Genomic DNA, 23,140 nt, shown 5'->3' on the forward strand with positions numbered 1-23,140 from the left:
TTAGCGAATTTCCAGCAACGCATTAAACAGCGTGCTTGCGGTCTGCAGAACCTGGGCGTTAGCCAGATAATATTGCTGATAACGTTGCAGGTTGCCGTACTCTTCATCGAGGTTAACCCCGGAGATAGACTGCTGCTGGTTGCTGAGCTGTGTCACCACGTTGGTCTGCGTCGTGCTGCTGGTTTTCAGCGTGGATGTTTTGTTACCCACATCGCTGACCAGCGTGGCATACGCATCGTTAAAGGTTTTGTTGCCGCCGACTTTGGTCGCTTTTTGCAGATCCAGCATCGCCTGGCCGTTACGGTTATCGCTCGCACCGTCAGTAGCGGTTTGCGCCATAGCGATCTTCGACTCATCCGTCACTGCCACACTCATGTTGACGATAGCATTGCTCACCGGTTTAACCGTAAAGCTATCGTTGGCGACCGGCCCGGTCGTGCCGCCGACGGTAATTTTCAGACCGTCAAAGTTCAGCGTACCGTCAGTCGCATCCGGCGTAACCGTAAACGAGGTATTGTTGGACAGGCGGGTAACATTCCAGTTTGTGCCGTCATAAACCACTTTGTAATCGGTCGCCTGTACCGCAGAGCTGTCACTCACGGTTGCCGTCAACGTGGCATCACCGGTATTTTTCGAGTTGTTCAGCGTTGCCGGGGAACCAATGGTAAAGAAATCAGTACCCTGATCGCCGTTCGCGTCATAACCTTGCGTGTGCTGCTGGTTAAATGAATCGGCAAATGACAGCGCCAGTTGACCCAGCGTGTTACGCGTCTGATCCAAATCCTGTGAACGGAATGCCAGCAGGCCGCCCAGCGAGCCGGTGGTGATCAGTTTTTCCGGAATTTCGATATTGCCAGCGGTGTTATCAACATACGCGACGGTTGTACGTGACGGATCGGCGCTCGAAGAAACCGCCGCCAGCTGGCGAGAAGTACTGCCCTGCACCAGCGTATAGCCGTTCGCCATCGTCAGGTTGTAGGTATTACCATCCTGCACGCTGACTTCCACACCCACGATCTTATTCAGTTCGCTGACCAGTTGGTCGCGCTGATCGAGCAAGTCATTCGGCGACGCGCCAGCACCCACGCCAGTCAGGCGAGAGATCTGGTCGTTCAGCGAGGCAATCTGCTTGGTGTAGTTGTTAATCTGGTCAACGCTTGACGAGATAGACAGGTTAATCTGTTTGTCCTGGTCGCGCAGATACTGGTCAGCCACTTTGAACTGGTTAACCATGCTGTCAGCTTTACCCAACAGTGCCTGACGTGACGCTGGATCTTCCGCGTTACTGACCAGCGTTTGCAGACTGGAGAAGAAATCCTGCATGCTGGTCGCCAGCGAATTGGTGGTGCTTGACAACACATCGTCGATTTTCGACATCTGCTCATAACGCGTCGTCAACCCGCTGCTCTGGTTTTGCGCCGCGCGCAACTGGTTGGTGATAAAGGCATCATACTCACGCTGAACGCCAACTACGTTAACACCATTACCAACATAGCCGCCTGCGCCCAGCGTACTTTTCGCCGCTGAAAGCACTGTCGTCTGACGAGTGTAGCCCGCCACGTTATAACTGGAAATGTTATTACTGGCAGTATTAAGCGCGGCCTGGGCTGCGCTGAGCCCACTCATGGCGCTATTAATCAAACTGGACATGGAGGTTCCTTATATACATTCAGTCATGAGTCCTGTTGACGATTATCGGCAACCCAGGGCGAAACTTGAGACCTTTCAGAACAGATTTTGGATGTCGGTGCTATACGCTTTGCTGACTTTTTCACCCATCGATTTCAACTGCTGAATCATGGATGTCAGTTTGCGAGCATAGTTAGGATCGGTCGCATAACCGGCATTTTGCAGCGCCTGCGCGCCCTGCTCTGGCGTTGCGGCAGTGGTGACCGCCGCATAGCGTTTATTGCGCGTCAGCATACCGACATAGTCGGAGAGCGCTTCAAGGTACGAACTGTAAACGCGGAATTTGGCTTTCACTTTCACCGCTTCACCGTTTTCATATTCGGTGGTGGTAATTTCCGTGGTCGGCCCCTTCCAGCCTGGCGTAGCTTTTACGCCAAAAATGTTAAAGCTCGGCTCGCCGTTTTCACGCGGGATCTGCCGCTGGCCCCAGCCAGATTCCAGCGCCGCCTGCGCCAGGATCAGGTGATGCGGAACCCCACTCTGTTCACTCGCCAGACGGGCAGGAAGCGACAATTGCGCCAGGAAGTCTTTGCTGTCGCCGGAAAGCGGTTCATCGCTGCCATCCGGCGCTTTTGGCATCGCTTTACGCACCAGTTGCGTCAGCGCCTGGTTCTGATAGGAGGTAACCGTTTCCAGCGGGAACTTCATCGGCACCTGCTGTGCTGCTTGTTCCGCTGGCTCAGCAGAACCCTGTTGAGCGGCCATCTGTTTGACCATCATATCCGCCAGCCCCAGACCTTTACCGGCCGTCATCTGCTGCGCGATTTGTTGGTCATACATGCTGGTGTACAGCCGTGTTGAGTCACTGCTGAAAATACCGTCTTTCGGTAATGTTTCACGCATGCTTTTCAGCATCATCTGCACAAACATACCCTCTACCTGACGCGCAACGGGGCGCAAATTGGCCTGCGGATCCTGTCTGGTCTCGGTTTTCAGTTCGTTCAGTGATTGCGCGTCCCAAGCCGCGCTCGACAACAACCGGCTGTCCGTCAACATTAGATGATCTCCAGTTTCGCGCGCAGGCAGCCTGCACTTTGCATAGCCTGCAGGATGGACATCAGTTCCATCGGCGAAGCCCCCAGCGCGTTAAGTGCGCGCACGACGCTGTTCAGGTTGGCGCTGGAGCGGACGCTTTGCAGCGAGCCGCCGCTCTGGCGCAAATCGATCTGCGTTTGCGGTGTCACTACCGTCTGACCGCCGCCAAACGGTGTATTCGGCTGGCTGACATTAGCCTGCTGGTTGACCGTGACAGAGAGGTTCCCCTGCGCGACGGCACAGTTATCCAGCGACACTTCACGGTTCATCACCACCGAGCCGGTACGCGAGTTGATGATCACTTTCGCATCCTGCTGAGTCGTGCCGACTTCAAGGTTCTGAATATCGGCCAGCAGACGGACCTGCGAACTGCCGCCAGTAGAAACGCGGACCTGCACAGTGCGGGCGTCAAGCGCCGTTGCACTCCCGTAACCACGGCTGCGGTTAATGGTGTCGGCAATCTGCTGCGCCATAGAGAAATCTTCCTGGTTCAGTTGCAGGTTGATGGTATTCCCTGAGCCGAACTGCGTCGGTAACTCACGCTCAATCACCGCACCGTTAGTAATACGACCGCCGTTAAGCTGGTTCACCTGAACACTGCTGCCGCCTGCCGAGGCACCTGCGCCGCCAACCAGAATATTCCCCTGCGCCAGCGCGTACACCTGGCTGTCGACCCCTTTCAGCGGAGTCATCAGCAGCGTACCGCCGCGCAGACTTTTAGCGTTACCCATCGAGGAGACCACCACATCGATGGTTTGCCCCTGGCGGGCAAATGCCGGGAACTGCGCCGTGACCATAACGGCCGCGACGTTTTTCAACTGCATGTTGGTGCCGGTCGGCACCGTAATCCCCATCTGCGACAGCATGTTATTCAGTGTCTGCGTGGTAAAGGGGGTCTGTGTGGTCTGGTCACCGGTGCCATCAAGGCCAACGACCAGGCCATAGCCGATCAAGGAGTTTTCTCGCACGCCCTGTACGCTGGTGAGGTCCCGGATGCGGTCGGCCTGGGCAACAGATGCCACCAGTACCAACGCCATTGCCAGATATCTAAACATAATTCACCCCGGTTACATCGGCGATAAGTTGAGGAAGAAACGTTGCAGCCAGCCCATATTCTGCGCTTCGTTGATGTAGCCATTGCCCACATATTCGATACGCGCATCCGCCACCTGCGTGGACGGAACCGTGTTGCTGCCGCTGACGGCGCGTGGGTTTACGACACCGGAAAAGCGGATGAACTCCGTGCCCTGGTTAATGGCGATCTGTTTTTCACCCACTACATGTAAATTGCCGTTGATCAGCACTTGATCGACCGTAACGGTCAGCGTGCCGCTAAATGTGTTACTGGCGTTTGCGCCGCCTTTGCCGTCAAAGGTATTACTGCCGGAAGAACTCAGATCGGCACGAGCATTGCCGAACAGCCCTTCGAGATAACGCGGCGTGGTATCCATGCCAAAACTGGATTTGCTATCGCGGCTGGCATTCGCTGACGAGCTCTTGCTCGCGCTCACGTTCTCTTGCAGTACGATAGTCAGCGTGTCGCCGACGTTACGCGGACGACGGTCTTCAAACAGCGGCTGATAGCCATAATTGATTGGCTGCGCAGTTTGGTAAATAGAACCATTCACCATTGGCACCGGCCCCGGAATGGGCTGGGCGGTGGTTGCCCCCTGCACTAACGGTGTAGACGGAACCCAGGCACATCCAGTCAGGGTTAATGCCACTAAAGCCATAATCGGGTAGCTGCGCACGGCGTATTTTTGCATTGCATTCATCTTCGAAATCAGGGTTCCGGCGCGGCACTTACCACGCCGGAAAACGCCTTAGAGTTGCGTCAGTTTCTGCAGCATCTGATCGGTGGTCGATACTGCCTTACTATTAATTTCGTAAGCGCGCTGAACCTGGATCATATTCACCAGCTCTTCCGCCACGTTTACGTTTGAGGTTTCCACATACCCCTGATACAGCAAACCCGCACCGTTCAACCCAGGCGTAGTGGCGTTCGGCGCGCCGGAGGCCTGCGTTTCGGTGTAGAGGTTTTCACCGATGCTTTCCAGACCGGTGTCATTCATAAAGGTGGTCAGGTTTAACTGGCCAACCTGAACTGGCGCAGCTGTCCCCTGCTGAGTCACACTCACCACACCATCGCTGGCAATGGTGATGCTCAGGGCGTTTGCCGGAATAGTGATAGCCGGCTGAACCTGATAACCGCCAGCCGTCACCAGTTGCCCGTTCTGATCAACCTGGAAGGAACCGTCGCGGGTGTAAGCGGAAGTCCCATCCGGCAGAGAGACTTCAAAGAAGCCCTGCCCTTTGATCGCCACATCTTTACTGTTGTTGGTCTGAGACAAGTTGCCCTGGCTATGCAGACGTTCAGTGGCTACCGGACGCACGCCGGTACCAATCTGCAAGCCGGAAGGCAGCGTAGTCTGCGCGGAAGACTGCGCACCAGGCTGACGAATCGTCTGGTACAGCAAATCTTCAAATACCGCACGCTGACGCTTAAAACCATTGGTACTGACGTTCGCCAGGTTGTTGGCGATGACATCCATATTGGTTTGTTGGGCGTCAAGGCCGGTTTTTGCGATCCATAATGAACTGATCATATGTAGTCCTGTTTATTAGCCCATTGACAGCAACTGGTTGGCACGTTGCGCGTTATCATCGACGCTGGAGATCACCTTCATCTGCATCTCGAAACGACGCGCGCTGGCAATCATGTCGGTCATGGCCGCCACCGGTTTAACGTTACTGCCTTCCAGCACGCCGGACATGACGCGTACGCTCGGATCGTCCTGTAACGTCGCGCCACGCGTCGCTTGTGCGGCCTGGGTCAGACGAAAAATGCCGTCATCGCCGCGCTGCACTTCTTGCGGGTCTGCTTTCACCAGTTTCAGTTTGCCAACCGGCGCAACGGTATTGGCCGGATCGCCCGGGTTCAGCGAGGAGATCGTACCGTCAGCCGCAATCGTTATTTGCGAGCCTTCAGGCACGGTCAACGGCCCGGCATCGCCCATCACCGGATGCCCCTGGATCGTCAACTGGCCGGTCGAGCTCACCTGGATGTTACCGTTGCGGGTATATCCTTCAGTACCGTTCGCCGTCTGTACTGCCAGCCAGCCGTCCTGCTGCAACGCCACGTCCAGCGGACGCGAGGTGTAATCCAGTTGGCCTGGCGTCATATCGGCACCAGGTGTTGACGCGACTACCAGCGTACGGGTAGGCAGCGAAAGCCCTTCTACCGGCACCGCACGCAGCGCATTAAGCTGCGCGCGGAAACCCGGAGTGGACGCATTCGCGAGGTTGCTGGCCGTGACAGCCTGCTGATTCAGCGTCTGGCTGGCAGCGCCCATCGCGGTATATATTGCGTGATCCATTAAGCCATCCCGTCAGACGATTAACGCAGGTTAACCAGCGTGTTAAGGATCTGGTCCTGGGTTTTGATGGTCTGCGCGTTCGACTGATAGTTACGCTGCGCGACGATCATGTTGACCAGTTCTTTACTCAGATCCACGTTCGAAGCTTCCAGCGCGCCGCTGGTCAGGCTACCGTAGTTACCGGTGTTTGCCGTACCGAGCAGCGCCACACCGGAAGAAGACGTGGCAGACCAGACGTTGTCGCCTTCGGACTTCAGGCCTTCGTTGTTGGCGAAGTTTGCCAGTACAATCTGCCCCAGCAACTGAGTCTGTTCGTTGGAGTAGTTACCTACAACGGTACCGTCATCGTTAATCTGGTAGCTCACCAGGTCACCCGGTTTGTAACCATTCTGGGTGGTCGCAACGATGTTGTTGGAACCGGTGTTTTGCTGCATGGAGTTCAGGAAGCTCAGGGAGAACGTCGCCGGGGTTGCGCCGTTAATGGTACCGGTGGTGATGTTCGCCGTGGTGCCGCTGGTCAGAGAGCCGTTCGCATCAAACACCAGTGTGCTTGCCAGCGTTGCAGTGCTGCCACTTACGCTACTGTCCTGCGTGTAAACACTCCAGGTGTTCGCCGTAGAACTTTTCACGAAGTAGACGTTCATGTCATGCGCGTTACCCTGGCTATCGTAAACGGTAACAGAGCCTTTTTTGTTGTAGCTATCCGCGTTAGTCGGATCAAAGGTGGTAACTGTCGGAGTGGAATCCGTAGAGTTCAGGTTGATCTGCATCGTTGCCGTGGTGGTGGTTTTCGCCGCCATCAGGGTGTTCGGGATAGTAATGGCCTGCGGGTTCGCGCCGGTCTGAACCGTTGGCGGTGTACCCGTTGCCGGATAACCCGTCACTTCCATGCCTTGCATGTTCACCAGGTTACGGTTCTCGTCCAGTTTGAACTGGCCGTTACGGCTGTAATAAACAGAGCCGTTGCTGTCTACCAGACGGAAGAAACCGTTGCCGCTCAGCGCGACGTCAAGACCACGACCGGTACTGGTGGTGGTACCATCGTTAAAGTCCTGGGTAATCCCGGCCACCTTAACACCCAGACCGATTTTGGAACCGGCAAACATATCGGCAAAAGATGCAGTCCCGGATTTAAAGCCATATGTGGCGGAGTTGGCGATGTTGTTACCAATGACATCGAGGTTGGTGGCCGCAGCATTCAGGCCGCTGACCGCTTGTGAAAAGGCCATGACTTACTCCTGATAAGTGTTAAGGCTTAGATAATCTGCCGTACTTCGTCGAGTGTGGTTGTACCGTAGGTACCCAAATCTAAAAGGTTGCCGCTGGAGTTGAGCGTGACGCCCTGCACCATGGCAAATTGCAGCGGTTGTGCAACCAGCTGTGTTGATGCGTTGCTGGCAGAGATGGAGACTTTGTAAGAGCCATCCGGCGCTGTCGTCCCATCGGTCAGCTTGCCATCCCAGCTAAAGGTATGAACGCCAGCCGACAGCGAACCAATGTCAATCGTGCGCACCACGGTGCCGTCTTTGCTCGTGACAGTCGCAGTGACTTTGTCAGCAGCCTGCGTCAGTTCAACGCCAAACGGCGTGGTGGTTCCGCTGCCTACCAGAACCGTCTGCCCCGGGATCATGACGCCGTGACCAATCAGGTTAGATGCCTGCAATGACTGGCTGTTATCAATCTGTCCGGAAATCGAACCCAGCGTGGTATTCAGTTTTTCAATCCCGCTAAGGGTGCTGATCTGTGCCAGTTGCGACGTCAGCTCGTTGTTTTGCAGCGGGTTGGTCGGGTCCTGGTTTTTCAGCTGTGCGACCAGCAGCGTCAGAAAGCTACTCTGCAGGTCGGAAGCGCTGTTAGTGCCTGTAGTGGTAGTACCGGTAGTGCTGGTCGATGAGACACTACTGTTAGCAGTGGTGTCATTCACGTTCACGGCGATAGACATGCGTGTCTCCTTTACTGGCCAAGGGTGAGCGTTTTGAGCATCATGCTCTTAACGGTATTAAGCACTTCAACGTTTGCCTGATAGCTGCGTGAAGCGGACATGGTATTCACCATCTCACCGACCACATCAACGTTCGGCATTTTGACGTAGCCATTGGCATCAGCCAGCGGATTACCTGGTTCAAAGACCAGTTTGTCCGGCGCCTGACTTTCGACCACATCAGCTACTTTCACGCCGCCGGTCGCCTGACCCGGTGCAGCGTCCACCTGGAAGACAACCTGTTTAGCGCGGTAGGGTTGCCCATCCGGTCCGGTTACGCTGTCGGCGTTCGCCAGGTTACTGGCGGCGACGTTCAGACGTTTTGATTGCGCGGTGAGCGCAGACCCGGCGACATCAAAGATATTCAGTAATGCCATTTACTTAGTTCCCCTGTTGCAGAACGCTCATCATGCTTTTGATCTGCCCGCCCAGCACGGTCAGGCCGGTCTGGTATTTCACGCTGTTGTCAGCGAATTGCGTACGTTCGCGATCCATATCCACGGTGTTACCGTCGAGTGAAGGCTGGTCAGGAATGCGGTACAACAGATCGGCAGACGGCGTGGAGATGTTTTGCGCCGGAATATGGCGGGAAGATGTCAGCGTCAATGCAACGCCGCTGTTTTCAGCACGCCCGCGCTCCATGACTTTTTTTAATTCGCTGGAGAAATCAATATCGCGCGCCTGAAACCCGGGGGTATCGGCGTTGGCAATGTTTGCCGCCAGAATTTCCTGGCGCTGGGCGCTCAGGTTCAGCGCTTCTTGCTGAAAACGCAGAGCGGCATCAAGTTTATCGAGCATAGCTCCCCCACTGATGACAATTATTTAGCCAACAGCTTAAATCTCCTCAGGCAAACTTATCGCCGGAATAAGGGCAAAATGCGTCGCTATTTATTGCGTTGATAGATTTGCCATGCAGTTAAAATCTCTGCATCCCATCAACAGGCAGGAGTCTGCGATGAACACGTTGAAAAGCGGTTTAGCCGCGACCTTACTGTTTTTGAGCCCGCTGACACAGGCGGGCGAGCTGCAAGCTCAGCTCACATCATTTTTTGCTCAGCGCCTTGCTGGCTTTAGTGACGAGGTAGTGGTAAATATACGAACCCCGCAGAACATGTTGCCCACCTGCGATCAGCCCGCGCTGAGCGTAGTCGGCGGCGCAAAGCTATGGGGAAACGTAAACGTTGTGGCAAACTGTGCGGGAGCTAAGCGCTTTTTGCAGGTTAACGTGCAGGCGACGGGTAATTATGTAGTGGCGGCGCAATCTGTTGCGCGTGGCAGCACGCTGCAACCCGGCAGCGTGACATTAAAACGCGGTCGTCTCGATCAATTGCCGCCGCGCACGATGCTGGATATCAATCAGGCGCAGGATGCGATTAGCCTGCGCGATCTCGTTCCCGGGCAGCCGATTCAGCTCTCAATGCTGCGTCAGGCATGGCGGGTAAAAGCCGGACAGCGGGTACAGGTTGTGGCATCGGGAGATGGCTTTAGTGTGAACGGCGAAGGACAAGCGCTGGACAATGCCGCAGTGGCGCAAAATGCCCGCGTGCGTATGTCTTCAGGCCAGATTGTCAGCGGTACGGTGAATACTGATGGGAATATTCTGATTAACCTATAATCTTTTTAAAGAATTTATGTTGCCTGCCGATAAATAAGCAACGACTAAAGATATCTGGCCCGAAACGCCGGGACACCTCGATGAGGACAACACAATGAGCATTGATCGTACATCGCCTCTGAAGCCGGTTAACGCCGTTCAACAGCGTGAAACCAACGACGCCCAGACGCAGAAAGCACGTCTTGAAAAAGCCGAGACGGCGAACAGCACCAGCGTCACCATCAGCGGCGCGCAGGCGAAGCTGATGCAGGCGGGCGCGAATGACATCAATATGGAACGCGTTGAGCAACTGAAAACCGCGATTCGTAATGGTGAACTGAAAATGGATACCGGCAAGATTGCCGATGCCCTGATTAACGAAGCGCAGAGTTACTTACAGAGTAAATAACAGAATGAATCGACTGTCAGACATCCTTGATCAAATGACAGTTATCCTGAGCGCTCTGAAAGACGTGATGGATGCTGAGCAAAAGCAACTTTCCGTAGGCCATGTGAATGGCAGTGCGTTACAGCGTATTACGGAAGAAAAAAGTTCCTTGCTCGCAACGCTGGATTACCTGGAGCAACAGCGTCGTTCAGCGCAGAAAGCACAGCGCAGCGCTAATGACGATATCGCCGATCGCTGGCAGATTATTACGCAGAAGACACAGCATTTGCGCGACCTTAACCAGCACAATGGATGGCTGCTGGAAGGGCAAATTGAGCGTAATCAGCAGGCGCTGGATGTACTGAAACCCCATCAGGAACCAACGCTTTACGGTGCCAACGGCCACACCGCTTCTGCTAACCGCGGCGGCAAAAAAATCTCGATTTAATCGCCAGACATTTTTTTGCCAGGGGTTTCCCCTGGCAAAATTGTTTATGCCGTCCGGCGGGCAAACTCTTTCAGTTTAAAACCCAGCAGTGCCAGCGTGGCGAAGTAAGCTACCACCCCTACCCCCACTACCGCCATCAAACGCAGCAAGCGGTATGGCATCGTACCCAGTGACCATTCCGGCATAACATAGAGCATGCCCACCAGCGCAGCCGCCATCACCAGCACAGCAATCACCAGACGCAGCAGAAAGCTTTTCCAGCCTGGCTGCGGCGTGAAAATATCTTGTTTACGCAGCTGCCAGTAAAGCAAACCGGCGTTCAGGCAGGCAGCCAGACCGATCGACAGTGACAACCCGGCATGTTTCAGCGGACCAATAAAAGCAAGGTTCATCAACTGCGTCATCAGCAGCGTGACAATGGCAATCTTCACCGGCGTTTTAATGTTTTGCCGCGAATAGAAGCCCGGTGCCAGCACCTTCACGACAATCAGGCCCATTAAGCCGACGGAGTAAGCAATTAATGCCCGCTGCGTCATCAGCGCGTCAAAGGCAGTAAATTTACCGTACTGAAACAGCGAGACGGTCAGCGGTTTTGCCAGAATGCCCAACGCCACTGCGCTCGGCAGCGCCAGCAGAAAGCAAAGACGCAGCCCCCAGTCCATCAGGCGGCAGTACTCATCGTGATTGCCGCTGGCGAAACTTTTCGACAGTGAAGGCAGCAAAATCGTCCCCAGCGCCACGCCCAGCACGCCAGACGGAAACTCCATCAGTCGGTCAGCGTAGTACATCCACGATACCGACCCGGAGACCAGAAACGAGGCGAAAATCGTGTTGATGATTAAGGAAATCTGGCTGACCGAGACCCCAAGGATCGCAGGCCCCATCTGCTTCACGACGCGAATAGCACCGGCATCGTGAAAACTCACGCGCGGTAATACCAGCATGCCGATCTTCTTCAGATGCGGCAGTTGATAAACCAGTTGCAGCACGCCGCCCACCGTCACCGCCCATGCCAGCGCCAGCACCGGCGGATGGAAGTACGGCGCGGCAAACAGCGCAAAGCCAATCATGCTGATATTGAGAAATGTCGGCGCAAACGCTGGCACCGAGAAACGGTTCCAGGTATTGAGGATCGCGCCCACCAGTGACGCCAGCGAGATCAGCAGAATATAAGGAAAGGTAATGCGCAGTAGCTGTGAGGTGAGATTGAATTTATCCGCTGTATCGGCAAACCCCGGCGCGGTGACCAGAATCACCCACGGTGCCGCCAGCATCCCGGCGACAGTCACCAGCGCCAGCGCCAGCGTCAGTAAACCCGAGACATAGGCCACAAACACTCGCGTCGCATCCTCGCCCTGCTTGCTTTTGTACTCAGCAAGAATGGGAACAAATGCCTGGGAAAACGCCCCCTCGGCAAAGATGCGCCGCAACAAATTGGGCAGTTTAAACGCTACAAAGAAGGCGTCAGTTGCCATACCCGCGCCAAAAACCCTTGCCACAATAGCGTCGCGCGCAAAACCCAGCACGCGAGAAAACATCGTCATCGAGCTGACAGCCGCCAGCGATTTTAATAGATTCATTCTGGATTCCATAAGGCACAACGCCTGCAATGCAGGCGTTGGTATACAGCGAAGCGCTTAGTCTACAGGGAAAAAGGCGAATTACTATCGCCAGATGTTACAGGCGGTTATTCACTCATCGCCTCACGCCAGAGCTTTTCCACCACGCGCTGAGCCAGGATGGCCTGTTCACCCGCCGTTTCCGGAACCGTCTGATTTTGCACGCATTCAATAAAATGGCGCGCGCAACCCACAAAACCACGCTGTTCCAGCACGCTCTGCCAGCCAGCGACCGGACGCGCTACTACGCCCTGCCCGCGCTCTTCGCGCCATTCGCGCATATCGGTGATATCCACCAGCGCACCATCGGTGACAGCCTGAATCCATTCGCGCTGGCTTCCCGCCCGCCGGTGCATACTGGTGGTGATTTGCAGATGATCCAGTGAGAAGTGGTGTTCGGCATAAACCATTGCGCCGTCATCATCCGTGAGCAACGTACCGCTTTGTAATGCCGCCGCGCTTCCCGCCAGCCACAACGCGGTATCCACCACGTGCAGATAATCGTCGAGCAACGTGAAGCGTAAATCGTGCGGCCCTACGCTGTCGGTACGGTGTTTATCCATCCGCAACGACGCCGCCTGCGGCATCTGCTGTTTCAGTTCGCGGTACAGCGGCGAAAAACGGCGATTAAAACCGACCATCAGCGTCAGTTTTTTCCGCGCGGCCAGTTCGATAAGCCGCTCAGCATCCTGGAGGTTTTCTGCCAGCGGTTTATCAACGCAGACATGCACGCCAAGGTTCAGTAACTCACTGACCACGCTGTAGTGCGAAGCTGTCGACGTGTGGACGAAAGCCGCATCACATTGCGCGGCTAGTGCCGTCAGCGAATCAGCATACGGAATGCGCCAGGTTTCGCATACCCGCAGGGCTTTCTCCCGCGTCGGCGACCAGGCTGCGGTTAACGTCCAGTCGGTCGCAGCGCCGACAACCGGCAGCCAGGCTTTTTGCGCAATGCCGCCCAGGCCGACCACTCCAATACGTAATTTCGTCACGGCTAATCTCCTAAATGTGCGAGCAGCGAATCCAGACGCTGTTTCAGATCTGCCACTTCCTCTTCCAGCGCCTCAACGCGCGCCACCAGTGATTCTTCCGGCGGGCTGACCGCCTCAACAACATTCACCAGCGTCTGTACATCGCCGCTGAACAGGTGCATATAGCGGCTTTCGCGCTTACCGGGCTCGCGAGGCAGCCGCACGACATACGGACCATCTTCCCGCGTCGCCAACAGTTCCAGCGCCGTTTCCACTTCCGCCATATCGTTAAAGCGATGCATACGTTCCGCACGACCGCGCAGTTCCCCCGGCGTTTGCGGCCCGCGCAGCAGCAGCGTGGTGATGAGCGCCACTTCTGCCGGATTGAGTTTCAGATCGCCAAATTCAGAGTTGCAAAAACGCTGCTCGTATTTCGTTACGCGATTGCCAAAACCGCTGACGGTGCGCAGATAGTGCCGTTTCACCAATTCATCCAGCACCTCTTGTACCTCATGTTCACTGAGGTTCATGACGGGTTCACGGTTGGTCTTCTGATTACAGGCGGTAACCACGCCATTGATCGACAGCGGATATTGTTCCGGCGTGGTGATCTGCTTTTCCAGCAGGCAGCCGATAACGCGCGCTTCGACCGCTGAGAGTTGATACTTCATCGTTGCTCCTTAGCGACCCGGGGTCCATTCTTGCGCGGTGAGCGCGGTAAGTACGTGATCGCGCCACTGCCCGTCGATCAGCAAATACGATTTGGCGTAGCCTTCTTTCTCGAAACCCAGCCTCGCCAGCAAATCGCCGCTACGTTTATTATGCGGCATGTAATTTGCCATGATGCGGTGCATATGTTGCGTGCGCTGCATATAGCGGATCGCCGCCGTCAGCGCTTCAAACATCAGCCCTTGCCCCTGCCATTTTTGTCCAATGGAGTAGCCAAGGTAACAAGCATGAAACGAGCCGCGTACCACATTGGAAAAATTCGCCACGCCGACGATCTCTTTTTCCTCAGGATCGAGCAGCGCGAAATAGAATGCCGAACCCTGTTTATGAAACTCATTGATCATGCCAAGACGGGCCTGCCAGCCGGAAGGGTAGCAATGGCTTTCATCGCGCACGGGCTCCCAGGGCTTTAGAAATTGCCGATTTTCGGCGTAATAATCCGCCAGGCGCCAGGCATCGCGATCATGCACTAAACGAACCACTAATCTGTCTGTGACTAAGCGTACTTTCGGCACGTTACTGCGGTAGCCAAACATGCATTACCACTCCTTCCATTTCACCACACTTTTAACCCCTTACCTTTACTATACATTTGCGCAGCCACTCTGTGAAAACAGCAACATGGCATTTTCCACTTTGCGGACCATTTTCGATGAAAACTCTGAATCAAAGCCGGATTTTGATAAAAAAATATTGTCACCGCGAATGTGGGAAAAGATCGGGCGAACCCGCAGAATAAGAATGTCTTATCTTTCTTAATTTCCCGGAGGGGAAATGGCACGCATATCGCAGGCAAGGAGCCTGGGTAAATATTTCCTGCTTGTCGATAATATGCTGGTTGTACTCGGCTTTTTCGTTGTCTTCCCACTTATTTCTATTCGTTTTGTTGATCAGCTCGGCTGGGCGGCGTTGATGGTCGGTATTGCGCTCGGCCTGCGGCAATTTATTCAGCAGGGTTTGGGCATTTTCGGCGGCGCAATTGCCGACCGCTTTGGTGCCAAACCGCTGATCGTCACCGGCATGTTGATGCGTGCGGGCGGTTTCGTCGCGATGGGCGTGGCGCACGAACCCTGGCTGCTGTGGCTCTCCTGCATTCTTTCCGGACTGGGCGGTACACTGTTCGATCCGCCGCGTTCCGCGCTGGTGGTCAAACTTGTGCGCCCCAACCAGCGCAGCCGCTTTTTCTCTATCCTGATGATGCAGGACAGCGCCGGCGCGGTTGTCGGCGCATTGCTCGGTAGCTGGCTGTTGCAATATGACTTTCGTCTGGTGTGTGCCGCCGGAGCGCTAATGTTCGTGCTCTGCGCCGCGTTCAACGCCTGGCTGTTACCGGCGTGGAAACTCTCTACGGTAAAAGCCCCGGTGCGCGAAGGGTTGGCACGCGTGCTGCGCGACAAACGGTTCGTCACCTACGTCCTGACGCTGACCGGTTACTATATGCTGGCGGTACAGGTGATGCTGATGCTGCCGATCATGGTCAACGATATTGCCGGTTCACCGGCGGCAGTGAAGTGGATGTACGCCATCGAAGCCTGCTTGTCGCTGACGTTGCTCTACCCTATCGCCCGCTGGAGTGAAAAACGCTTTCGTCTTGAACAGCGTCTGATGGCCGGGCTGCTGGTGATGTCATTTAGTCTGCTGCCGATCGGAATGGTGGGGACGTTGCAGCAACTGTTTACGCTTATCTGCACATTCTATATCGGCTCAATTATTGCCGAACCTGCGCGGGAAACCTTAAGCGCGCAGCTAGCTGATGCCCGTGCGCGCGGCAGTTATATGGGTTTCAGTCGCCTGGGGCTGGCATTTGGCGGCGCGCTTGGTTACGCCGGTGGTGGGTGGTTGTTTGATGCCGGCAAAGCCTTCAACCAGCCGGAATTGCCGTGGATGATGCTCGGCCTGATCGGGCTGATGACCTCAATGGCGCTGCTGTGGCAATTCGGCCATAAGCGCATTCGCCCGCGGATGCTCGAACCTGGCGCCTGATTTGCGCCATGCAATGCTCTCTTCCATACTGGTCTTTAACGGATAAGCCAGTATGGAGGAGAAACGTGAAACTCTACATTTACGACCACTGCCCTTTCTGCATCAAAGCCCGCATGATTTTCGGCCTTAAAAATCTTCCTGTAGAACTCAACATTCTGCTTAGTGACGACGAGGCCACGCCAACTAAAATGATTGGCCAGAAGATGGCGCCCATCCTGCAAAAAGACGACAGCCGTTATCTGCCGGAGAGTATGGATATTGTGCACTATGTCGATAAACTTGACGGCAAACCGCTACTCACCGGTAAACGAAACCCGAAGCTGGAAGAGTGGCTGCGCAAGGTTAACGGCTATGTGAATAAATTGCTGATACCCCGCTTTGCGAAATCCGCCTTCGACGAGTTTTCCACACCGCAGGCGCGCGCCTGGTTTGTCGCGAAGAAAGAGGCGGCGATCGGCAATTTCGATGAACATCTCGCCCACTCTGCCGGACTGGTGAAAAATATCAGCGACGATCTGCGCGCACTGGACAAGCTCATTGTCAAACCGAATGCGGTCAACGGCGAGCTCTCCGAAGACGATATTCATCTTTTCCCGCTGCTGCGTAACCTGACGCTTGTCGCCGGAATTAACTGGCCGAGCCGGGTGGCGGACTACCGCGATAATATGGCCAAGCAGACCCAGGTTAACCTGCTTTCATCAATGGCTATTTAGCGAACTCACGGCGGAAACGTAAGTTTCCGCCAGCCATTCAGCTTTTTCCGCTAGCCTTTGTACCTCGCCTGACGCATCCTACGCACCGGCTTTGACGCTTTCGGAATCACGTTGAGGAATTATGAAGAAGATCTTTTTTGCCGCTGCCTTACTGCTGAGCGGCGTGCTGGTGGGCTGTAACCAACTGACCCAATATTCCATCAGCGAACAGGAAATTAACCAGGCGCTGCAAAAACGCAACGATTTTGCGAAAGATATTGGCCTGCCTGGCGTGGCTGATGCGCACATTGTGCTGAACAACCTGGCATCGGAAATTGGTCGTGAAGAGCCGAACAAAGTGACGCTGACCGGCGATGCCAACCTGGATATGACCTCCCTTTTCGGTAACCAGAAAGCGGTCATCAAGCTGAAACTGAAGGCGTTGCCGGTGTTTGATAAAGAGAAAGGCGCTATTTACTTGCAGGAGATGGAAGTGGTGAAAGCCGACGTGCAGCCAGAAAAAATGCAAACAGTGCTGCAAACGTTGATGCCCTACCTGAACCAGTCGCTGCGCAACTACTTTAATCAGCGTCCGGCTTATGTGCTGAAAGAGGACAGTAGCAAAGGTGAAGCGCTGGCGAAGAAATACGCCAAAGGCATTGAGGTGAAACCGGGCGAAATTATTATCCCCCTCACCGACTGAGTCCAGGGCGCCGCGAGCGCCCTTTTTTTCAGGAAAAAGATGCAAACGAAAACGTTTCCGCTTATCCTTAGTGCCCGGCAAAAAACACCTGATTCTCACCAGCCGGAGCACTCCAATGACACAATCCCAGGTTTTGAAAATCCGCCGTCCTGACGACTGGCACGTCCACCTGCGTGATGGCGATATGTTAAAAACCGTGGTGCCGTGGACCAGTGAAACCTACGCCCGCGCCATTGTCATGCCCAATCTCGCTCCTCCTGTGACAACCGTGGATGCTGCGCGCGCGTACCGCCAGCGCATTCTTGATGCCGTGCCTGCCGGGCATGATTTCACCCCGCTAATGACCTGCTATCTGACCGACAGCCTGAGCGCAGATGAAGTGGAACGTGGGTTTAACGAAAACGTCTTTACGGCGGCAAAACTTTATCCCGCCAATGCCACCACCAACTCCAGCCACGGCGTCACCAGCATTGATGCCATAATGCCGGTGCTGGAGCGCATGGAAAAACTGGGCATGCCGCTGCTGGTGCATGGCGAAGTGACCCACGCGGATATCGATATCTTCGATCGCGAAGCGCGCTTTATTGAAACGGTGATGGAGCCGCTGCGCCAGCGCCTGCCGGGGTTAAAAGTGGTGTTTGAGCATATCACCACCAAAGACGCGGCAGATTATGTGCGCGAGGGTAACGAGCGCCTGGCGGCCACCATTACGCCACAGCATTTGATGTTTAACCGTAACCACATGCTGGCTGGCGGCGTGCGTCCGCATCTCTACTGCTTGCCTATCCTTAAACGCAACATTCACCAGCAGGCGCTGCGAGAGTTGGTCGCCAGTGGATTTGAACGCGCTTTTCTCGGTACTGATTCTGCACCGCACGCGCGGCACCGGAAAGAAGCAAGCTGTGGTTGTGCCGGTTGCTTCAATGCGCCAACCGCGCTCGGTAGCTACGCCACCGTGTTTGAAGAGATGAACGCCTTGCAGCATTTTGAAGCGTTCTGCTCGTCGAACGGACCGCGCTTCTACGGACTGCCGCTCAATGAGGGCTTTATTGAACTGGAACGCATCGAAAGCGTTGTACCAGAGAGCATTGCCCTGACGGACGATACGCTGGTGCCGTTCCTCGCGGGTGAAACCGTTCGCTGGCGCGTTAAGCAGTAAAAATTTTACTGCCCCCTGTTGTAAAGATACCTTATTAACTGTATATATATACAGTAAACACACAGGGGGCTATTATGCGCATTGAAGTGACTATCGCCAAAACCACACCCTTACCGCCAGGTGCTATCGATGCGCTGGCGGGCGAATTATCCCGTCGGCTCAATAATTACTATCCCGAACACGATAACAAAATCACCGTTCGCTACGCGGCGGCTAATAACCTGTCGGTGCTTGGTGGCGCAAAAGAAGATAAAGATCGCATAAGTGAAATTTTGCAGGAAACCTGGGAAAGCGCCGACGACTGGTTTATCAACGACTAATTTCTCTTTAAGTTTGTTCTTATTGCCGGGTCGCCCCGGCTTTTTTGTCTGTTTTTTACGCCATTCATTAATTCCACAGTTCTTTAGTAAAAATATGTGCTTAAGGTTTCGTTTTCTTATTCAAAAAAATCAAACAGCCTAAAAAACATGTTGCAGAGTGTTTATTTATTCGATCATCACCCCCATCTGTTGATATACTAAAGAGGCTTCAAATAAAACACGCATTGAACCTCGAAAGTCGTTGTCTAAATAAACACGCTAATATGGGGGTTATGATGGTAAAGAATAATGAAGTCATCCAGACCCATCCACTGGTCGGATGGGACATCAGTACCGTGGATAGTTACGATGCCCTGATGCTCCGGTTACACTACCAGACCCCAAACAGAGCCGCTCAGGAAGAGACTGAAGTCGGCCAGACGTTATGGTTAACGACAGATGTCGCCCGCCAGTTTATATCGATTCTCGAGGCGGGTATTGCCAAGATTGAATCAGGCGATTACCAACAAGATGAGTACCGCAGGCATTAGTCTTAATGCTGACCTTCATCCCAACAGGCACCCTTCAGGGTGCCTTAATTATTTCTGCCCTTGTATAACGCCGCCAGGTTAATTACCCTCCTGAACACGCTTTTTCCTGGAGAACACCATGAAATATGACCTGATTATTATCGGCAGCGGATCTGTCGGCGCAGCTACCGGCTATTACGCCACCCGCGCCGGGCTAAATGTCATGATGATCGATTCCCATCTTCCTCCACACCAGCAAGGCAGCCATCATGGCGATACGCGTTTGATTCGCCACGCGTATGGCGAGGGTGAAAAATATGTTCCGCTGGTGCTGCGCGCCCAACAGTTGTGGGATCAATTAGCCCACGAAAGCGGTGAGGCGGTGTTCGAACGGACCGGCGTGATCAACCTCGGACCGGCTGATTCCGAATTTCTCGCCAATGTCGCCCACAGTGCTAAGCAGTGGGATCTGGCGGTAGAAAAACTGGATGCGCCTTCACTGATGGCCCGCTGGCCAGAAATCACCGTGCCGGAAGACTATATCGGTCTGTTCGAAGCCGATTCTGGCGTGCTAAGGAGCGAACTGGCGGTAAAAACCTGGATCAGTCTCGCCCAGCAAGCCGGTTGCGCACAACTGTTTAACTGCCCGGTTACCGCGCTGCGTCATGACCCTGAAGGCGTGACCATCGAAACAGCGGAAGGCGAGTTCGTCGGCAAGAAAGTGTTGATTAGCGCAGGTACCTGGGTGCGTCAGTTAATTCCAACGCTTCCGGTACAACCCGTACGCAAGGTTTTCGCCTGGTTCCAGGCAGACGGCCGCTACAGCAGCAAAAATCACTTCCCAGCCTTCACCGGTGAAATGCCGAATGGCGATCAATATTACGGCTTCCCCGCCGAAGATAACGCGCTGAAGATCGGTCGTCATAACGGCGGCCAGCTCATCGACGAGGCGCGACAGCGTACACCTTTTGGCAATGAAGCGGGAGACGGTTCGGAGTGCTTCGGTTTTCTGCGACAGTTTCTGCCGGGAATCGGCGGTTGCCTTTATGGCGCTTCATGTACCTACGATAACTCGCCGGATGAAGATTTTATTATTGATACTTTGCCGGAACATCCGGACACGCTGATTATCACCGGACTGAGCGGACATGGATTTAAATTCGCGCCAGTGCTCGGCGAAATCGCCAGTGAGTTTGCACAGGGTAAACGCAGCGATTTCGATTTGACACCTTTTTCCCTGTCACGCTTTACCCGATAATCCGTCGGCGGCCTTATTTGTGGCCGCCTTTATTTTTCTACGGAGAGATCATGCGTCGTTTATTCAACTTCCTTATTAATAACGTGCGTGAGCATTTGATGTTATATATTGCGCTGTGGCTTCTCGTTGCGCTGATCGACCTTATTTATATTGTATGGTCCTGACCATAAATACTGACAAAAGCTGACATTTATTTAAAAAAATAAAATTAAAACAATTTCTCTGAACAACAGCAACCTCACAAACCCTGCCATTAACCGCCAGACTTACCTTCCATCCTCTAATCACCTGAACATTCAAAGCAAAAATCATTCAAAAAATATGATATAGAAAAATTAATTATTTAATTGATTAATTTTCAGTTGCAATATGTATCCGCTCCCGCCATTTTAAATTAACCGTTCATTAACCAGATTCACAATTATGCAATTTCGCAACTCATCCGCCCGCTATGGCGCTATTTCCGTTGCTCTTCACTGGCTGATGGCAATAGCCGTTTATGGCATGTTTGCGCTGGGATTATGGATGGTCACGCTCAGCTATTATGATGGCTGGTACCATCAGGCACCGGAACTGCATAAAAGCATCGGCATTCTGTTGATGTTAGGGCTGGTGGTGCGCATTGTCTGGCGGCATATGTCACCGCCCCCTTCTCCACTTTCCAGTTATTCGCGCCTGACGCGAGCAAGCGCCGTACTGGCTCATATTGCACTCTATGTGTTGCTGTTTGGCATTCTCATCAGCGGTTATTTGATCTCCACCGCGGATGGCAAACCGATCAACGTATTTGGCCTGTTTAACGTGCCTGCGACGCTTACCGACGCCGGTTCGCAGGCGGATCTCGCAGGTACTGTTCATTTATGGCTGGCATGGAGCGTGGTCGTGCTCTCGGTATTGCACGGCCTGGCCGCCTTAAAACACCATTTCATCGATAAAGACGCCACTCTCAAGCGCATGCTGGGAAAATCGTCGCCTGACTCTGGAGCATAATATGAAGAAAATCCTGCCGGGACTCGCTCTCGCCTCGCTACTCTTTGCTAGCGGCACTGCCGTAGCCGCAGATTATAAAATCGATAAAGAGGGGCAACACGCTTTCGTTAACTTCCGCATCCAGCATCTTGGATACAGTTGGTTATACGGTACGTTTAAAGATTTCGACGGTACATTTACCTTCGACGAAGCCAACCCGGCCGCCGATAAAGTGAATGTGACGATCAACACTAACAGCCTGGATACCAATCATGCTGAACGTGATAAGCATCTGCGCAGTGCGGAATTTCTGAATGTGGCGAAATTCCCGCAGGCGACGTTCAGCTCTACTGAAGTGAAGAAAACGGCTGATGGATTGGATATCACCGGCAATCTGACGCTGAATGGCGTGACCAAGCCGGTGGTGCTGGCGGCAAAACTCATCGGTGAGGGCAAAGATCCGTGGGGCGGCGTACGTGCAGGTTTTGAAGCTTCCGGCAAAATTGCGCTGAAAGATTTCAATATTACGACCGATCTTGGGCCAGCATCGCAGGATGTGGAGCTGATTATTTCCGTCGAAGGTGTACAGCAGAAGTAAATGAGCAGGAGAGGGTTTCCCCTCTCCTGTTTGCGTTATTCTGGATCCGGAATACCCAGTTTCGTGTTCAGACGTCCGCGTGATTTGTTGAAGATTTTATTGCCATTCTCACGTCCGGCGCGGCGTTTACGCTGCTCTTCTTCCGGCAATTTGCTCTCTTCCTGACACAATTCGCTGCAACAGCCTTCATATTTCTCCGCACAAGCCGGGCACTGAATAAACAGCAAATGGCAACCGTCATTGCGACAGTTGGTATGCGAGTCGCACGGCGCACCACACTGGTGGCAATGGGCAATCACGTCGTCGGAAATGCGTTCCCCCATTCGTTCATCGAAAACGAAATTCTTCCCGACAAAGCGAACGGGCAGGCCTTGTTCACGGGCGCGACGCGCATACTCAATGATGCCGCCTTCGATATGCCACACTTTATTAAAACCGTTGTGCTTCATCCAGGCGCTCGCCTTTTCACAGCGAATACCGCCGGTGCAATACATCACAATTTTCTTGTCTTTATGCGCCTGCATCATCTCAACGGCTTTAGGTAACTGCTCGCGGAAAGTATCGGCGGGGATCTCCAGCGCGCCGTCAAAATGCCCCACTTCATATTCATAGTGGTTGCGCATATCGATAAAAATCGCTTCCGGATCGTCGAGCATAGCATTCACTTCCGCCGCTTTCAGGTAATCGCCGACATCGCTGGCATCAAAACTCTCATCTTCAATACCGTCCGCAACAATACGATCGCGCACTTTCATGCGCAGCACCCAGAATGATTTACCGTCATCGTCAATGGCGATGTTCAGACGCAGGCCATCCAGTGCCGGATCGAAGGCATAAAGCGCATCGCGAAAAGCCGGGAACTGGCTTTGCGGTACGCTGACCTGGGCATTAATCCCTTCATGGGCAAGATAAATGCGACCAAATACCTTCAGTGCGGTAAACACCTGGTAAAGGGCATCGCGCGTTGCCTGCGGATTCATAATAGAAAAATATTTATAAAACGAGACCGTGATACGCGGCTCGGTTTCGGCAAGCATGCGCGCTTTTAATTCATCGTTGGCGATGCGGTTGTGTAACACTGGCATGGTGTACGTATCCTGCAAAGTAGAGAGTGAAAA

At 53.9% G+C, this 23,140-nt stretch carries 28 protein-coding genes; 13 read left to right on the forward strand and 15 right to left on the reverse strand.

Translation table 11 applies throughout. From position 1 onward, the window contains the following. The 10 genes from flgK to flgB all read right to left on the reverse strand — a co-directional run bounded on the left by flgK (position 1) and on the right by flgB (position 8,880). On the reverse strand, positions 1-1,650 hold the full coding sequence (gene flgK / locus DK872_RS01740; RefSeq protein WP_090397087.1) for a flagellar hook-associated protein FlgK: 1,650 nt from the start codon (positions 1,648-1,650) through the stop codon (positions 1-3). Positions 1,651-1,725: 75 nt separating this feature from the next. Then, a complete protein-coding gene (gene flgJ, locus DK872_RS01745) occupies positions 1,726-2,685 on the reverse strand; it encodes a flagellar assembly peptidoglycan hydrolase FlgJ (RefSeq protein ID WP_007374482.1) in 960 nt (319 codons plus the stop codon). Beyond that, complete coding sequence (locus DK872_RS01750) at positions 2,685-3,779, reverse strand: flagellar basal body P-ring protein FlgI (protein ID WP_007374481.1); 1,095 nt, start codon at positions 3,777-3,779, stop codon at positions 2,685-2,687. The genes flgJ and DK872_RS01750 overlap by 1 nt, the downstream gene beginning before the upstream one ends. 12 nt (positions 3,780-3,791) lie before the next feature. Continuing rightward, positions 3,792-4,490: a flagellar basal body L-ring protein FlgH gene (locus tag DK872_RS01755; RefSeq protein WP_007374480.1), complete on the reverse strand. Its 699-nt coding sequence runs from the start codon at positions 4,488-4,490 to the stop codon at positions 3,792-3,794. Positions 4,491-4,547: 57 nt separating this feature from the next. Then, positions 4,548-5,330 carry a flagellar basal-body rod protein FlgG gene (gene flgG, locus DK872_RS01760; protein ID WP_007374479.1) on the reverse strand — a complete coding sequence of 261 codons (783 nt, stop codon included), beginning with the start codon at positions 5,328-5,330 and terminating at the stop codon, positions 4,548-4,550. 15 nt (positions 5,331-5,345) lie between these two features. After that, on the reverse strand, positions 5,346-6,101 hold the full coding sequence (locus tag DK872_RS01765) for a flagellar basal body rod protein FlgF (RefSeq protein WP_007374478.1): 756 nt from the start codon (positions 6,099-6,101) through the stop codon (positions 5,346-5,348). 20 nt (positions 6,102-6,121) lie between these two features. Then, positions 6,122-7,330, reverse strand: a complete 1,209-nt coding sequence (gene flgE, locus DK872_RS01770; protein ID WP_007374477.1) for a flagellar hook protein FlgE — start codon at positions 7,328-7,330, stop codon at positions 6,122-6,124. A gap of 26 nt (positions 7,331-7,356) precedes the next feature. Continuing rightward, the gene (flgD, locus tag DK872_RS01775) at positions 7,357-8,043 is read right to left on the reverse strand and encodes a flagellar hook assembly protein FlgD (protein WP_007374476.1); all 687 of its coding nucleotides are present in this window, start codon (positions 8,041-8,043) and stop codon (positions 7,357-7,359) included. A gap of 11 nt (positions 8,044-8,054) precedes the next feature. Next, on the reverse strand, positions 8,055-8,459 hold the full coding sequence (flgC, locus tag DK872_RS01780) for a flagellar basal body rod protein FlgC (protein WP_007374475.1): 405 nt from the start codon (positions 8,457-8,459) through the stop codon (positions 8,055-8,057). A 4-nt stretch (positions 8,460-8,463) separates the two neighbouring features. After that, on the reverse strand, positions 8,464-8,880 hold the full coding sequence (flgB, locus tag DK872_RS01785; RefSeq protein ID WP_007374474.1) for a flagellar basal body rod protein FlgB: 417 nt from the start codon (positions 8,878-8,880) through the stop codon (positions 8,464-8,466). A 157-nt stretch (positions 8,881-9,037) separates the two neighbouring features. Between flgB and flgA the strand changes: the two genes are divergently transcribed. The 3 genes from flgA (at position 9,038) to flgN (ending at position 10,512) form a co-directional block, all read left to right on the forward strand. Next, positions 9,038-9,697 carry a flagellar basal body P-ring formation chaperone FlgA gene (flgA, locus tag DK872_RS01790; RefSeq protein WP_007374473.1) on the forward strand — a complete coding sequence of 220 codons (660 nt, stop codon included), beginning with the start codon at positions 9,038-9,040 and terminating at the stop codon, positions 9,695-9,697. 94 nt (positions 9,698-9,791) lie between these two features. Continuing rightward, positions 9,792-10,085 (forward strand): flagellar biosynthesis anti-sigma factor FlgM, encoded by a 294-nt coding sequence (gene flgM / locus DK872_RS01795; RefSeq protein ID WP_035886201.1) that lies wholly within the window; start codon positions 9,792-9,794, stop codon positions 10,083-10,085. 4 nt (positions 10,086-10,089) lie between these two features. Next, positions 10,090-10,512, forward strand: coding sequence for a flagella biosynthesis chaperone FlgN (gene flgN, locus DK872_RS01800; RefSeq protein WP_035886202.1), 423 nt, complete (start codon positions 10,090-10,092; stop codon positions 10,510-10,512). 44 nt (positions 10,513-10,556) lie between these two features. On the opposite strand, the gene murJ is transcribed toward flgN, so the two are convergent. The 4 genes from murJ to rimJ form a co-directional block, all read right to left on the reverse strand. Continuing rightward, positions 10,557-12,092 carry a murein biosynthesis integral membrane protein MurJ gene (murJ, locus tag DK872_RS01805; RefSeq protein WP_007374470.1) on the reverse strand — a complete coding sequence of 512 codons (1,536 nt, stop codon included), beginning with the start codon at positions 12,090-12,092 and terminating at the stop codon, positions 10,557-10,559. A 107-nt stretch (positions 12,093-12,199) separates the two neighbouring features. Further along, complete coding sequence (locus DK872_RS01810; protein ID WP_007374469.1) at positions 12,200-13,123, reverse strand: Gfo/Idh/MocA family protein; 924 nt, start codon at positions 13,121-13,123, stop codon at positions 12,200-12,202. A gap of 2 nt (positions 13,124-13,125) precedes the next feature. After that, the gene (locus DK872_RS01815; RefSeq protein WP_007374468.1) at positions 13,126-13,773 is read right to left on the reverse strand and encodes a YceH family protein; all 648 of its coding nucleotides are present in this window, start codon (positions 13,771-13,773) and stop codon (positions 13,126-13,128) included. A gap of 9 nt (positions 13,774-13,782) precedes the next feature. Then, positions 13,783-14,367: a ribosomal protein S5-alanine N-acetyltransferase gene (gene rimJ / locus DK872_RS01820; protein ID WP_007374467.1), complete on the reverse strand. Its 585-nt coding sequence runs from the start codon at positions 14,365-14,367 to the stop codon at positions 13,783-13,785. Between the two features lie 238 nt (positions 14,368-14,605). On the opposite strand from rimJ, the gene mdtH reads away from it, so the two are divergent. The 10 genes from mdtH to DK872_RS01870 all read left to right on the forward strand — a co-directional run bounded on the left by mdtH (position 14,606) and on the right by DK872_RS01870 (position 22,022). After that, the gene (gene mdtH, locus DK872_RS01825; RefSeq protein WP_007374465.1) at positions 14,606-15,814 is read left to right on the forward strand and encodes a multidrug efflux MFS transporter MdtH; all 1,209 of its coding nucleotides are present in this window, start codon (positions 14,606-14,608) and stop codon (positions 15,812-15,814) included. A 65-nt stretch (positions 15,815-15,879) separates the two neighbouring features. Further along, a complete protein-coding gene (gene grxB, locus DK872_RS01830; protein WP_007374464.1) occupies positions 15,880-16,527 on the forward strand; it encodes a glutaredoxin 2 in 648 nt (215 codons plus the stop codon). A gap of 121 nt (positions 16,528-16,648) precedes the next feature. Further along, positions 16,649-17,209, forward strand: a complete 561-nt coding sequence (locus DK872_RS01835) for a lipoprotein (protein ID WP_007374463.1) — start codon at positions 16,649-16,651, stop codon at positions 17,207-17,209. Positions 17,210-17,324: 115 nt separating this feature from the next. Continuing rightward, positions 17,325-18,368 (forward strand): dihydroorotase, encoded by a 1,044-nt coding sequence (pyrC, locus tag DK872_RS01840; protein WP_079518124.1) that lies wholly within the window; start codon positions 17,325-17,327, stop codon positions 18,366-18,368. Positions 18,369-18,442: 74 nt separating this feature from the next. Beyond that, complete coding sequence (dinI, locus tag DK872_RS01845) at positions 18,443-18,688, forward strand: DNA damage-inducible protein I (RefSeq protein WP_007374461.1); 246 nt, start codon at positions 18,443-18,445, stop codon at positions 18,686-18,688. A gap of 275 nt (positions 18,689-18,963) precedes the next feature. Next, positions 18,964-19,218 (forward strand): biofilm formation regulator BssS, encoded by a 255-nt coding sequence (gene bssS / locus DK872_RS01850; RefSeq protein ID WP_007374460.1) that lies wholly within the window; start codon positions 18,964-18,966, stop codon positions 19,216-19,218. 118 nt (positions 19,219-19,336) lie between these two features. After that, the gene (solA, locus tag DK872_RS01855) at positions 19,337-20,455 is read left to right on the forward strand and encodes an N-methyl-L-tryptophan oxidase (RefSeq protein WP_035886203.1); all 1,119 of its coding nucleotides are present in this window, start codon (positions 19,337-19,339) and stop codon (positions 20,453-20,455) included. Positions 20,456-20,505: 50 nt separating this feature from the next. Further along, entirely contained in the window at positions 20,506-20,619 is a 114-nt protein-coding gene (locus tag DK872_RS01860) for a YceO family protein (RefSeq protein WP_007374458.1), read from the forward strand. 259 nt (positions 20,620-20,878) lie between these two features. Beyond that, entirely contained in the window at positions 20,879-21,445 is a 567-nt protein-coding gene (locus DK872_RS01865; RefSeq protein ID WP_007374457.1) for a cytochrome b, read from the forward strand. Position 21,446: 1 nt separating this feature from the next. Then, entirely contained in the window at positions 21,447-22,022 is a 576-nt protein-coding gene (locus DK872_RS01870) for a YceI family protein (protein ID WP_007374456.1), read from the forward strand. Between the two features lie 35 nt (positions 22,023-22,057). Here the strand turns inward: DK872_RS01870 and DK872_RS01875 are convergent, their stop codons facing one another. Beyond that, positions 22,058-23,107: a rhodanese-related sulfurtransferase gene (locus DK872_RS01875; RefSeq protein WP_161517980.1), complete on the reverse strand. Its 1,050-nt coding sequence runs from the start codon at positions 23,105-23,107 to the stop codon at positions 22,058-22,060. Positions 23,108-23,140 lie beyond the last annotated feature (33 nt).

This window comes from Kosakonia sp. MH5, from assembly GCF_009935945.1.
Lineage (GTDB): Bacteria > Pseudomonadota > Gammaproteobacteria > Enterobacterales > Enterobacteriaceae > Kosakonia > Kosakonia radicincitans.

Coding starts and splice junctions, on each gene's coding strand:
- flgK (WP_090397087.1), bottom strand. CDS start 1,650: ATGTCCAGTTTGATTAATAGCGCCATGAGTGGGCTCAGCGCAGCCCAG.
- flgJ (WP_007374482.1), bottom strand. CDS start 2,685: ATGTTGACGGACAGCCGGTTGTTGTCGAGCGCGGCTTGGGACGCGCAA.
- DK872_RS01750 (WP_007374481.1), bottom strand. CDS start 3,779: ATGTTTAGATATCTGGCAATGGCGTTGGTACTGGTGGCATCTGTTGCC.
- DK872_RS01755 (WP_007374480.1), bottom strand. CDS start 4,490: ATGCAAAAATACGCCGTGCGCAGCTACCCGATTATGGCTTTAGTGGCA.
- flgG (WP_007374479.1), bottom strand. CDS start 5,330: ATGATCAGTTCATTATGGATCGCAAAAACCGGCCTTGACGCCCAACAA.
- DK872_RS01765 (WP_007374478.1), bottom strand. CDS start 6,101: ATGGATCACGCAATATATACCGCGATGGGCGCTGCCAGCCAGACGCTG.
- flgE (WP_007374477.1), bottom strand. CDS start 7,330: ATGGCCTTTTCACAAGCGGTCAGCGGCCTGAATGCTGCGGCCACCAAC.
- flgD (WP_007374476.1), bottom strand. CDS start 8,043: ATGTCTATCGCCGTGAACGTGAATGACACCACTGCTAACAGTAGTGTC.
- flgC (WP_007374475.1), bottom strand. CDS start 8,459: ATGGCATTACTGAATATCTTTGATGTCGCCGGGTCTGCGCTCACCGCG.
- flgB (WP_007374474.1), bottom strand. CDS start 8,880: ATGCTCGATAAACTTGATGCCGCTCTGCGTTTTCAGCAAGAAGCGCTG.
- flgA (WP_007374473.1), top strand. CDS start 9,038: ATGAACACGTTGAAAAGCGGTTTAGCCGCGACCTTACTGTTTTTGAGC.
- flgM (WP_035886201.1), top strand. CDS start 9,792: ATGAGCATTGATCGTACATCGCCTCTGAAGCCGGTTAACGCCGTTCAA.
- flgN (WP_035886202.1), top strand. CDS start 10,090: ATGAATCGACTGTCAGACATCCTTGATCAAATGACAGTTATCCTGAGC.
- murJ (WP_007374470.1), bottom strand. CDS start 12,092: ATGAATCTATTAAAATCGCTGGCGGCTGTCAGCTCGATGACGATGTTT.
- DK872_RS01815 (WP_007374468.1), bottom strand. CDS start 13,773: ATGAAGTATCAACTCTCAGCGGTCGAAGCGCGCGTTATCGGCTGCCTG.
- rimJ (WP_007374467.1), bottom strand. CDS start 14,367: ATGTTTGGCTACCGCAGTAACGTGCCGAAAGTACGCTTAGTCACAGAC.
- mdtH (WP_007374465.1), top strand. CDS start 14,606: ATGGCACGCATATCGCAGGCAAGGAGCCTGGGTAAATATTTCCTGCTT.
- DK872_RS01835 (WP_007374463.1), top strand. CDS start 16,649: ATGAAGAAGATCTTTTTTGCCGCTGCCTTACTGCTGAGCGGCGTGCTG.
- pyrC (WP_079518124.1), top strand. CDS start 17,325: ATGACACAATCCCAGGTTTTGAAAATCCGCCGTCCTGACGACTGGCAC.
- dinI (WP_007374461.1), top strand. CDS start 18,443: ATGCGCATTGAAGTGACTATCGCCAAAACCACACCCTTACCGCCAGGT.
- bssS (WP_007374460.1), top strand. CDS start 18,964: ATGGTAAAGAATAATGAAGTCATCCAGACCCATCCACTGGTCGGATGG.
- solA (WP_035886203.1), top strand. CDS start 19,337: ATGAAATATGACCTGATTATTATCGGCAGCGGATCTGTCGGCGCAGCT.
- DK872_RS01860 (WP_007374458.1), top strand. CDS start 20,506: ATGCGTCGTTTATTCAACTTCCTTATTAATAACGTGCGTGAGCATTTG.
- DK872_RS01865 (WP_007374457.1), top strand. CDS start 20,879: ATGCAATTTCGCAACTCATCCGCCCGCTATGGCGCTATTTCCGTTGCT.
- DK872_RS01870 (WP_007374456.1), top strand. CDS start 21,447: ATGAAGAAAATCCTGCCGGGACTCGCTCTCGCCTCGCTACTCTTTGCT.
- DK872_RS01875 (WP_161517980.1), bottom strand. CDS start 23,107: ATGCCAGTGTTACACAACCGCATCGCCAACGATGAATTAAAAGCGCGC.